Raw genomic sequence first — 11249 nt, 5'->3', positions numbered from 1 at the left:
CCCCCAGCCCCCACACCCGGGCGCCCCGCACAGCGGCGTCGACACTCTCTTCGCTCGGAAGGAATGGCTGTGAGAAGAACTCTGCGCATCAGCGCCGCCACCCTGGCGGTGGCCGGTCTCGGTCTCGTCACCGCGTGCGGCTCCACCCCCGAGGGCGGCCCGCCCTCCGGCGACGGCGGCGGCGGCTCATCGGACGTCATCACCGTGGCCAGCTGGGGCGGCCGCTTCAGCGAGGCGATGGTCACCGCCTTCGCGGAACCCTTCACCGAGGAGACCGGGATCAAGGTGCAGGTGGTCGACAGCCCCGGCAACTTCGTCTCCCAGATCCAGTCCCAGCACGACGCCGGCAACGTCCAGTGGGACATCCTGGACAGCGCCGCCGCCTCCGACGCCCAGTTCCTCTACGACCAGGGACTCCTGGCCGCCCACCCGGACGGACTGCGCGCCACCCTGGAGGAGGAGCTGGGCCTCGACACGCTCAGCGACTACAGCTTCACCTTCGCCAACCACGCCTATGTGATCGCCTGCGCGGACGAGCGGGTCGAGACCTGTCCCACCACGGTCGAGGAGTTCTTCGACACGGAGAACTTCCCCGGCCGCCGGATGATGCCGGGCGACGCCTCCTCCTACAGCCAGCTGATCACCATCCTGGCCCAGGCCGCCGGCAACCCGGTGGACGAAGCCCTGCCGGTCGACATCGAGACGGCACTGGAGGAGCTGCGCGGCATCAAGGACGAGGTGCGCGTCTGGTGGACCTCGGGCGACCAGATGGAACAGGCGCTGCGCCAGGGTGAGGCGGACCTGGGCTTCATGTACAGCGGTCGCGCCTTCAACCTGGCCGACACCGGACTGCCGCTGACCGTCAGCTGGGCCGGCGTGTACACCCCGGGCCACACCTCGCTGGTGACCGACGGCCCCAACGCGGAGGGCGCGGAACGCTTCCTGGAGTGGATCGCCACCCACCCCGAGGCCCAGGCCGAGTGGTCGCAGATCATGAACTACAGCGTGCCGCACCCGAAGGCGCTGGAGGCGCTGCCGTCCGAGGAGGCCGAGCGGCTGTCCGACTGGCCGGCCAACCGTGAGCGGATCGCCGACCAGAACGTGCCCTGGTACCTGGAGAACAAGCAGGAGATCGACCAGGGCATCCAGCAGATCATCCAGGGCGGCTGACGCCCGTGCGTGGCGTCACCACCCCGCGCGCCGCACGTCCCTGGGACCAGCGGGTCGGCCCGGTCACCGGGCTGCTGATGGCGGCACCGCTGATCATCGGGCTCGCGCTGTTCGTCGGCTACCCCCTGGTGAGCATCTTCCTGGACGCCTCGTCCGGCGGGGACCTGACCGGCCGGTACACGGACGTCCTGACCAACGAGGTCAGTCGGCGGGCGCTGCTGACGACCCTGCGGACGAGCGTCGTCGTGGTGGTGGTCGCCACCGCCCTGGGCGCCGCCCTCGCCTGGACCCTCCACGTCACCGAGCGCCGCTGGCTGCGCGTGCTGCTGTGGACCGTGGCCCTCGTCCCTTTCTGGCTCGGGGTGATCGTCAAGAACTACGCGATCTACCTGATGCTCTCCGCCAACGGCCCCATCAACGGTCTGCTGCTCGAACTCGGACTGATCGACGGCCCGTTGAACCTCCTCTACACCGAGACGGCCATCGTCATCGGCATCGCCTACTCGCTGGTGCCCTACGCGGTGCTCTCGCTCTACGCGGCGTTCATGCACATCGACACCGAACTCCTCAACGCCGGGCAGGCGCTGGGCGCCAGCCGCACCAGGGCGCTGGCGACGATCGCCTTCCCCCTGGCCCGCGGCGGGGTGGCGGCCTCCATGGCGCTCGTCTTCGTCCTGTCCATCGGTTTCTACGTCACCCCGATCCTGCTGGGCGGCGCCCAGACCCCCTTCATGGCGACCCAGATCTCCCAGCGCATCTTCAACCTGTACGACTACCCCGGCGCCGCGGCCAGCGCCGCCGTACTGCTGCTGATCGCGGTGGCCGTGGTGGGCGGCGTCCTGGCCCTCGTCGGCGGACGGACGCTACGAAAGGCGCTGCGATGAGACGCGGACGGATACTGGACCGGCTGCTGCGCTGGACGGGGCTGGTACTCACCGCCCTCGCCGTGCTGTTCGTGATGGCGCCGGTGGTCCTGACGGTGGTGCTCTCCTTCGCCAACGACCCGGGGTTCAGCTTCCCGCCGGAGAGCTGGGGAGTGCAGCGCTGGCGCGATCTGGCGGGCCAGGAGAAGTGGTGGACCGCGCTGTGGCTCTCCGCCCGGCTCGGTCTGGCCAGCTCGCTGGTCGCGCTGGTGGTGTCGGTACTGGCGCTGCTGGCCGTGCACCGCAGCCGGCTGCGGTTCGGGCAGTTCCTGGAGCAGGCGAGCCTGATCACCCTGATCATCCCGATCTCGGCCTACGCCGTCGCGATGTACGCCGTCTTCGCCCGGTACGGGCTGCTGGGCACCTTCCACGGGCTGGTGCTGGCGCACGCCACCCTCTCCGTCCCGCTGGTCATGCTGGTGGGCGGGGCGGCGCTGCGCAGCGTGCCGGTGGAACTCGAACTCGTCGCCATCACCCTCGGGGCGGGCCGGGTCCGCGCCTGGACCGGCATCACCCTGCGGCTGGCGCTGCCTGCGCTGGCCGGCGGGTTCGTGATGGCGTTCCAGCACAGCTTCGAGGAGGCCGTGCTGATCAACTTCATCGGCGGACCGGGCCTGGTCACGCTGCCCAAGGCCATCTTCGACTCGGTGCAGTTCGGCAGCGACCCGGTGATCACGGCCATCGCCGCCGCCATCGTGCTCGCCTCGTCGGCTCTGGTAGCCGTCCCGCTCGCCCTGGCCAGAGGAGCCAAACGATGACCCAGACCGAACACCCCGCCGTGGAACTGAGCGGCCTCACCAAACGGTTCGGAGGCGTCACCGCCGTCAGCGATCTCGACCTGACGGTACGTCCCGGCGAACTGATCAGCATCCTCGGCGCCTCCGGCTCCGGCAAGACCACGCTGCTGCGGCTGGTCGCCGGCTTCGAGACGCCGACCACCGGTTCGATCCGGCTGCACGGCCGCGAGGTCGCCAGCCTGAGCCCGGCGGAGCGGGAGATCGGCATGGTCTTCCAGAACTACGCCCTCTTCCCGCACCTGTCGGTCCGCCGGAACATCGAGTACGGCCTGCGGATGCGGGGCTGGGACCGGCAGCGGCGGGCGGAACGGGTCACCGAGCTGCTCGCCCGGATGCGGCTGGAGAAGCTGGGAGACCGCCTGCCCAGGCAGCTCTCCGGCGGCCAGCAGCAGCGGGTGGCCATCGCCCGTGCCCTGGCCTACTCGCCCCGGCTGGTGCTGATGGACGAGCCGCTGGGCGCGCTGGACAAGGCGCTCAAGGAGAACCTGCTGGCGGAGATCCGCCGGGTGCACCGGGAGTTCGGCACCACCATCCTCTATGTCACCCATGACCGCGAGGAGGCGATGTCGCTCTCCGACCGGGTCGCGATCATGCGCGACACGCGCCTGGTGTGCTGCACCCCGGTCCGTGAGCTGTATCTGGACCCGCCCAACGGCTATGTCGCGTCGTTCTTCTCCCAGGCCAACGTCATCCCGCTCGGCGGCGAACCGGCCGCGCTCGTCGGCCACGGGCCGTCCGGGGCCGAGGTCGCGCTCGGCGGACGCAAGCACACCTTCCCCTCGCCCACTCGCGCCGGCTCCCCCGGCGCGGGCGATCCGGGCCTGGCCCTCGCCATCAGGCCCGGGCAGGTCAGGGCCGCCGCGGCCGACGGCGACCTGCCGCTGGCCGGGACCGTCAGCGACCTGGTCTTCCTCGGCGACACCGTGCACCTGCGGGTCACCGTGCCGGGGCTGGCCACCCCGGTCAGCGCCCTGACACCGGCCGACTCCGCCCGAGGCATGGCCGTCGGCGACGAAGTCACCCTCGGACTTCCCCCCGAGCACCTGCGTCTTCTCCCGGAGCACCCGTGATCACCGCCGCGGCGACCCGGCCGCCCGACACCGTACTCCTCGGCGGCCGCGTGTGGACCGGCGGCGCCGTAGGCGCCCTGGTCACCGGGCTGGCCGTCACCGACGGTGTGGTCACCGCCGCCGGCCCGGAAGCCGCCGTGCGCGCGCTGGCCGGCCCCGGGACCGAACGCGTCTCGCTGGACGGCCGGTTCGTGGTGCCCGGCTTCATCGACGCGCACATCCACGCCATCAAGGGCGGGATGGAACGCCGCCAGTGCGACCTGCTGGCCGCCACCACCCTGCCGGAGGTGCGCGCCACGGTCTCCCGCTACACGGCCGGCCATCCGGACGAGCCCTGGGTGCTGGGCGGCGGCTGGTCCATGGACCTCTTCCCCGGCGGCATCCCCTCCGCCCGCATCCTCGACGAACTGACCGGGGACCGGCCGGCGTTGCTCTACAGCAGGGATCACCACACCGCCTGGGTGAACTCCGCCGCACTGCGGGTCGCCGGTATCGACGCCGCCACCCCCGACCCGCCCGGTGGGCGGATCGAGCGGGAGCCGGACGGCACACCCGGCGGGGCGCTCCAGGAACGCGCCATGTTCCTGGTGTCCCGACTGGTGCCGGCGCCCTCACGCGCGGAGCACGTCGAGGGGCTGCGCGAGGCGCAGCGCTATCTGCACGGCCTGGGCGTGGTCGGCTGGCAGGACGCCAAGGTGCTGCACCGGCCCGCCGACGCCGAGGTCTACGCGGCGCTCGCTGACGAGGGCGGGCTCACCGCCCGTGTGGTGGGCGCCCAGTGGTGGGAGCCGGAGGACGGACTGGACCAGCTGGACCGGCTGCGTGCCGTACGCGCCGCCCACACCCGCCCCGGTCTGCGCTTCGACTCGGTCAAGCTGATGCTCGACGGGGTCTGCGAGACGCACACCGCCGCCATGCTGGCGCCCTACGACAACCTTCCGGAACCCGGCCGCCACGGCATCGCCTACTACGACCAGGAGACGCTGGACCGGACGGTCACCGCGCTGGACGCGGCCGGCTTCCAGGTCCACTTCCACACCGTCGGCGACGCGGCGGTCCGCCAGGCGCTCGACGCGGTGGCCCACGCCCGGCGCGCCAACGGCGACAGCGGTCTGCGCCACCATCTGGCGCACATCCAGGTGGTCCACCCCGAGGACGTGGGCCGGTTCCGGCCGCTGGGCGTGGCGGCCAACGCGCAGCCGCTGTGGGCCCGTCACGAGCCGCAGATGACCGAGCTGACCATCCCCTATCTCGGAACGGAACGCAGCGGGTGGCAGTACCCGTTCGGGTCCCTGGTCCGCAGCGGGGCGGTGATCGCCATCGGCAGCGACTGGCCGGTCTCGACCCCGGACCCGCTGGCGCTGCTGCACGTCGCCGTCAACCGCACGCCGGTGCCACGCCCCGGGGGGCCGGATGGTCCGGATGTCTTCCTGCCCGCCGAACGTCTCTCTCTGAAAGATGCCATGAACGCGTACCAGATGGGCAGCGCCTATCTCAACCACGCCGAGGACCGTCACGGCTCCCTCGAACCGGGCAAGCAGGCCGACCTGGTCGTCCTCGACCGCGATCCGTTCGCCGCGCCCGACTCCGTCTGGCGGGCCGGCGTCGTCGAGACCCGGGTCGCGGGACGGGTGGTGTTCAGCCGATGAGCTGGCCAAGGCAGGCGCTGTCCGCCGCCTCCCCCACGCCGTACTGGCTGGACCCCGAGCTCCCCGGGCACGGGGGTGTACGCCGCGGCCACCCGCGGCTGACCGGCCACGGCCGGGCCCAGCTGACGGTCGTCGGCGGCGGCTACACCGGGCTGTGGACCGCGCTCCTCGCCAAGGAGGAGAACCCCGGCCTGGACGTCGTGCTGCTGGAGGCCCGCACCATCGGGGGCGCGGCCTCCGGGCGCAACGGCGGCTTCTGCGCCGCCAGCCTCACCCACGGTCTGGCCAACGGACTGGAGCGCTGGCCCGACGACATGCGCCGGCTTGAGGAACTGGGCATGGAGAACCTCGACGCCATCGAGGAGACCGTCGCCCGGCACCGGATCGACTGCGAGTTCGAGCGTACCGGCGAACTGCGGGTGGCGACGGAGCCCTGGCATCTCCCCCTGCTGCGGGAGGGCTCGGCCGCGGCGCGCGCGGTCGGGGTGGACCGGACCTTCCTGGACCGGGACGAGATACGGGCGCTGGTGGACTCGCCGACCTACCTGGGCGCGTTCTGGAGTCCGCGGGACTTCGCCCTGGTCCATCCGGCGAAGCTGGCCTGGGGGCTGCGCGACGCCTGTGAACGCCTGGGCGTGCGGCTCCACGAACACTCGCCGGTGGTCCGGGTGGAGCGTTCCCGCGCGGACGGCGGGGCGCTGCGGCTGCACACCCCGTGGGGTTCGGTGCTCAGCCCCAGGGTCGCGTGGGGAACGGGCGCCTATCCGGGTCCGCTGCGGCGGCTGCGCGCCTACGTGGCGCCGGTCTACGACTACGCCATGGTCACTGAACCGCTCAGCGAGGAGCAACTGGCCCGGATCGGCTGGCGGGACCGTCAGGCGCTGGCCGACGCCGGAAACCTCTTCCACTACTACCGCTTGACCTCGGACAACCGCATCCTGTGGGGCGGCTACGACGCGATCCACCACTTCGGCGGGAAGGTCGCCGACCATCTCGACCAGCGCCCGGAGACCTTCCTGACCCTCAGCGAGCACTTCTTCGCGACGTTCCCGCAGCTCGAAGGAGTCCGCTTCACCCACGCCTGGGGTGGTGTCGTCGACACCTCCAGCCGGTTCACCGCCCTGCACGGCAAGGCGTTCGGCGGCCGGCTGGTGTACTGCGCCGGGTACACCGGGCTGGGCGTCGCCGCCAGCAGGTTCGGCGGACGGGTCACGCTGGACCTGCTGCACGGCCGGAACACCGAGCTGACCCGGCTGGCGATGGTGCGGCGCAAACCGCTGCCGTTCCCGCCCGAACCGGTGCGGCACCTGGGCATCCAGCTGACCCGCCGGGCCATCGCCCGGTCCGACGCCAGCGAGGGACGGCGCGGCCCGTGGCTGCGCACCCTGGACCGGCTGGGCATGGGATTCGACTCATGACGCCCCGCGCACACGCGGGCGACTCACCCCTCCCTGGAGACACGGACATGTACCAGTACATCGACGGTGCCCGGACGCGAGGCACCTCGGCCGAGACGGGCCGGATCGTCGACCCGTCGACCGGCACCGTGCGGGCGGAGCCCGCCCTGGCCGGCCCCGCCGACGTGGACCGCGCGGTCGGCGCCGCCCGCCGGGCGTTCCCCGAGTGGGCCGGCGCCACCCCGGCGGAGCGGTCCGGGGCGCTGGCCCGGGCCGCGGAGCTGCTGTCGGCCCGCGCGGAGGAACTGGCCGCGGCGGAGACCGCCGAGACCGGCAAGCCGATCCGGCTCAGCCGCGAGTTCGACGTGCCGGGCTCCATCGACAACGTGGCGTTCTTCTCGGGCGCCGCACGGCAGTTGGAGGGGAGGGCGAGCGCCGAGTACTCGGCCGGCCACACCTCCTCCGTGCGGCGGGAGCCGATCGGGGTGGTCGGTGCCATCGCCCCGTGGAACTACCCGTTGCAGATGGCGGTATGGAAGACGATGCCGGCACTGGCAGCCGGCAACACGGTGGTCCTCAAGCCCGCCGAGATCACCCCCACGACCTCTCTGGCGCTGGCGGAGGCGCTCGGCGAGGCAGGGGTTCCGCCGGGCGTGGTCAACGTGGTCACCGGGACCGGTCCGTCCGCCGGCGCTGCGCTGGTGGGGCACCAGGACGTGGAGATGGTGTCGTTCACCGGTTCGACGGCCGTGGGGCAGCGGGTCATGGCCCAGGCCGCGCGCACCGGGCCCAAGCGCACCCACCTCGAACTCGGCGGCAAGGCCCCCTTCGTGGTCTTCGACGACGCGGACCTCACCGCCGCCGTGCACGGAGCCGTCGCCGGCAGTCTGATCAACGGCGGCCAGGACTGCACCGCCGCGACCCGGGCGATCGTGCACCGCTCCTGCTACGACGCGTTCGTCTCGGGCGTCGCCGACCTGTACCGGTCGGTGCGGATCGGCCCGCCCGCCGAGGAGGCGACCGACCTCGGTTCGCTGGTCTCCTTCGCCCACCGGGAGCGCGTTGCCGGCATGGTGGAACGGGCCCGGGGCTACGCCCGGATCGTCACCGGCGGCGAGGCCCCCGGCGGGGAGTTCGCGCGCGGCGCCTACTACCTGCCCACCCTCGTGGTGGACGCCCCCGCGGACAGCGAGATCGTCCGTGAGGAGGTGTTCGGACCGGTGCTGACGGTGCAGCCCTTCGACACCGACGAGGAGGCGCTGCGGCTGGCCGGCGACACCCCGTACGGTCTGGCGGCGTCGGTCTGGACCAGGGACGTCTACCGGGCCGCGCACGCCACCCGCCGGATCGCGGCGGGCTGCGTGTGGGTCAACGACCACATCCCGATCGTCAGCGAGATGCCGCACGGCGGCTACCGGCGCTCCGGCTTCGGCAAGGACATGTCGGGCTACGCCCTGGAGGAGTACACCAACGTCAAACACGTCATGCAGGACCTCACGGGGCAGGGCGCCAAGTCGTGGCACCGGACCGTCTTCAGCCACTGACCCGTGGTGTGCTGACCGCGATCGAGGAGCGTCTGGACCACGGCACCGCGCGCGGGCTGGCCCACGCGGTGCGCCACGCCATGCGGGACGGTGTGCTCGGGCCCGGCACCCGGCTGCCGCCGATCCGGCAGGTCGCGAGCGAGCTGGCGCTCTCTCCGACCACGGTCAGTGCCGCCTGGTCGCTGCTCGGGGGCGTCGGCGCCATCCGCACCAACGGGCGCGGCGGGACGGTGGTCGCCGCCTCCGCCGAACCCGGCCCGGTGCGCTACCGGCAGGCGCTGGGCGGCTCGGACGGCTCGCCGCTGGACCTGTCGACCGGCGTCCCCGACCCCCGTCTGCTGCCCGACCTCGGCCGCGCGTTCTCCCGGCTGACCACCGCCGGTGGCGGGGGCGGCTATCTGGACGAACCGGTCCTCCCGGAACTGCGGGCGGCGCTGCGGAGCGGCTGGCCCTGCCCGCACCCCGACGTCATGGTCACCGACGGCGCGATGGACGCGCTGGACCAGATCACCCGGGTCCTGCTGCGTCCCGGTGACCGGGCGGTGCTGGAGGACCCCTGTTTCCCCCCGCTGGCCGACCTGCTGACGGCGAACGGTGTGCGGGTGACGGGTGTCCCCCTGGACGCCGAGGGGCCGGTGCCGGAGTCGCTGGCCGAGGCGCTGCGCCGGCCGACCGCTGTGGTCTTCCTCCAGCCCCGGGCACAGAACCCCACGGGCACGTCGATGACGGAGCGTCGCGCGGCCCGTCTCGCCGAACTGGTCCGGGCTTCCGGCGCCCTGGTGGTCGAGGACGACTCGGCGGGCGCGGTGGCCACGGCGCCGCCGCTCAGCCTCGCGAGGTGGCTGCCGGAACGCACCGTCCACATCCGCAGCTTCTCCAAGTCGCACGGCCCTGACCTGCGGCTGGCGGCGCTCAGCGCGCCGGCGGGCGTGGTGCGCGATCTCCAGGCCAGACGCCAGCTGGGCCAGGGGTGGAGCAGCCGGGTGCTCCAGCGGGTACTGGCCTCCCTGCTCACCGACGAGGTCGCCGTCGCCCGGGTGGCGGAGGCCAGGGCCACCTATGCCGGGCGCCGCCACGCGCTGGCGGAGGCGCTGCGGGCGGCCGGTGTGCCGCTCGGCCGGGCGCACACCGACGGGATAACGCTGTGGCTGCCCGTCAGGAACGAGGCCCGGGCGCTGGCCCGGCTCGCCGCCGAAGGGGTGGTGGCCGCGCCCGGCGCACCGTTCCACCTGCGGCCCGACGGCGCTCCGCATCTGCGGATCACCGCCGGGCTGGTCGCGGACCCCGGCCCGGTGGCCGGTCTGCTGGCCGCCGCTTCCGGTTTCGCCGGCGCTCAGTCGGCGACGGTGTAGGAGTCCGCCACGGCCAGGGCCCGGTCGAGGATGGCCAGCCCTTCTTCGATCTCCTCGGGCGAGGTGGTGCACGGTGGCACCACATGGGTGCGGTTGAAGTGGGTGAACGGCCACAGGCCCGCCTCCCGGCAGGCCGCCGCGAACCGGGCCATCGGTTCCGCCGCCGCTCCCGAGGCGTTGAAGGGGACCAGCGGCTCCCGGGTGGCGCGGTTCCTGACCAGTTCGACGGCCCAGAAGACGCCCAGCCCGCGCACCTCACCGACGGAGGGGTGCCGTTCGGCCAGCCGCCGCAGTCCGGGGCCGATCACCTCCGCGCCCAGCTGCCGCACCCGCGCCAGCAGCTCCTCGTCGCGGAAGACGGTGATCGAGGCGACGACGGAGGCGCAGGCCAGCGGGTGGCCGGAGTAGGTCAGCCCGCCCGGGTAGGGGCGGTCCCGGAAGCTGTCGGCGACCGCGTCGGAGATCACCACTCCCCCCAGCGGCACATAGCCGGAGTTCACCCCCTTGGCGAAGGTGATCAGGTCGGGGGCGACGTTCCAGGCGTCCACCGCGAACCACTCGCCGCAGCGGCCGAAGCCGGACATGACCTCGTCGGCGATCAGCAGGATGCCGAACTCGTCGCACAGTTCCCGTACTCCGGCCAGGTATCCGGGGGGCGGCACGAGGATGCCGTTGGTGCCCACGACGGGTTCCAGCAGGACCGCGGCGACCGTGTGCGGGCCCTCGACCTCGATGGTCTGCCGGAGGTGGGCGAGGGCCCGGGCTGACTCCTCCTCCGGCGAGGAGGAGTGGAAGGCCGAACGGTAGGGGTAGGGCCCCCAGTAGTGCACCACTCCGGGCGCGCCGGGCTCCGACGGCCAGCGGCGCGGGTCGCCCGTGAGGGCGATGGCACCCGCTGTCGACCCGTGGTAACTGCGGTAGGCGGCCAGCACCTTGGGGCGGCCGGTGTGCAGCCTGGCCATCCGGACGGCGTTCTCGTTCGCCTCGGCGCCGCCGCCGGTGAAGAACACCTTGTTCAGGCCGGCGGGCGCCACCTCGGCGATCATCCGCGCCGCTTCCCCGCGCGCCTCGTGCGCGAACCCGGGTGCCAGCGTGGCCAGTTCGGCGGCCTGTTGCTGGATCGCGGCCACCACCGCCGGATGCTGGTGGCCGATGTTCACGTTGACCAGCTGGGAGCTGAAGTCGAGGTAGCGCCGCCCCGAATGGTCCCAGAAGTACGATCCGCTCGCGCGCGCGACCGGCAGCGGGTCGATGTGCCCCTGCGCCGACCAGGAGTGGAAGACGTGCTCCCGGTCCAGCCGCCGCACCCGCTCCTCGCGGCTCTCGCCCTCGGTTGATGCCATCGTG

At 72.8% G+C, this 11249-nt stretch carries 9 protein-coding genes; 8 read left to right on the top strand and 1 reads right to left on the bottom strand.

Annotated features, from left to right (window positions below; all coding sequences use genetic code 11):
- Window positions 1-69 precede the first annotated feature (69 nt).
- The 8 genes from E0D90_RS03685 to E0D90_RS03650 are packed head-to-tail and all read left to right on the top strand — an operon-like array spanning window position 70 to window position 9902.
- Window positions 70-1170, top strand: coding sequence for an extracellular solute-binding protein (locus E0D90_RS03685; RefSeq protein ID WP_157996806.1), 1101 nt, complete (start codon window positions 70-72; stop codon window positions 1168-1170).
- 5 nt (window positions 1171-1175) lie between these two features.
- Complete coding sequence (locus tag E0D90_RS03680) at window positions 1176-2054, top strand: ABC transporter permease (RefSeq protein WP_103500376.1); 879 nt, start codon at window positions 1176-1178, stop codon at window positions 2052-2054.
- Window positions 2051-2851, top strand: a complete 801-nt coding sequence (locus tag E0D90_RS03675; RefSeq protein ID WP_103500375.1) for an ABC transporter permease — start codon at window positions 2051-2053, stop codon at window positions 2849-2851. The genes E0D90_RS03680 and E0D90_RS03675 overlap by 4 nt, the downstream gene beginning before the upstream one ends.
- The gene (locus E0D90_RS03670; RefSeq protein WP_103500374.1) at window positions 2848-3960 is read left to right on the top strand and encodes an ABC transporter ATP-binding protein; all 1113 of its coding nucleotides are present in this window, start codon (window positions 2848-2850) and stop codon (window positions 3958-3960) included. Before E0D90_RS03675 ends, E0D90_RS03670 begins: the two co-directional genes overlap by 4 nt.
- Window positions 3957-5609, top strand: coding sequence for an amidohydrolase (locus E0D90_RS03665; protein ID WP_227869968.1), 1653 nt, complete (start codon window positions 3957-3959; stop codon window positions 5607-5609). The genes E0D90_RS03670 and E0D90_RS03665 overlap by 4 nt, the downstream gene beginning before the upstream one ends.
- The gene (locus E0D90_RS03660; RefSeq protein ID WP_130796573.1) at window positions 5606-7027 is read left to right on the top strand and encodes an NAD(P)/FAD-dependent oxidoreductase; all 1422 of its coding nucleotides are present in this window, start codon (window positions 5606-5608) and stop codon (window positions 7025-7027) included. Before E0D90_RS03665 ends, E0D90_RS03660 begins: the two co-directional genes overlap by 4 nt.
- Window positions 7028-7074: 47 nt before the next feature.
- A complete protein-coding gene (locus tag E0D90_RS03655; protein ID WP_130796572.1) occupies window positions 7075-8550 on the top strand; it encodes a gamma-aminobutyraldehyde dehydrogenase in 1476 nt (491 codons plus the stop codon).
- Window positions 8523-9902, top strand: coding sequence for an aminotransferase-like domain-containing protein (locus E0D90_RS03650; RefSeq protein ID WP_227869967.1), 1380 nt, complete (start codon window positions 8523-8525; stop codon window positions 9900-9902). The genes E0D90_RS03655 and E0D90_RS03650 overlap by 28 nt, the downstream gene beginning before the upstream one ends.
- On the opposite strand, the gene E0D90_RS03645 is transcribed toward E0D90_RS03650, so the two are convergent.
- Window positions 9884-11245, bottom strand: a complete 1362-nt coding sequence (locus E0D90_RS03645; RefSeq protein WP_227869966.1) for an aspartate aminotransferase family protein — start codon at window positions 11243-11245, stop codon at window positions 9884-9886. The genes E0D90_RS03650 and E0D90_RS03645 overlap by 19 nt on opposite strands.
- Window positions 11246-11249 lie beyond the last annotated feature (4 nt).

Source organism: Streptomyces otsuchiensis, assembly GCF_004305975.1.
GTDB classification, from domain to species: domain Bacteria; phylum Actinomycetota; class Actinomycetes; order Streptomycetales; family Streptomycetaceae; genus Streptomyces; species Streptomyces otsuchiensis.
The sequence above is the reverse complement of the archived record's forward strand: the minus strand, read 5'-3'. Positions and strand labels throughout refer to the sequence as shown.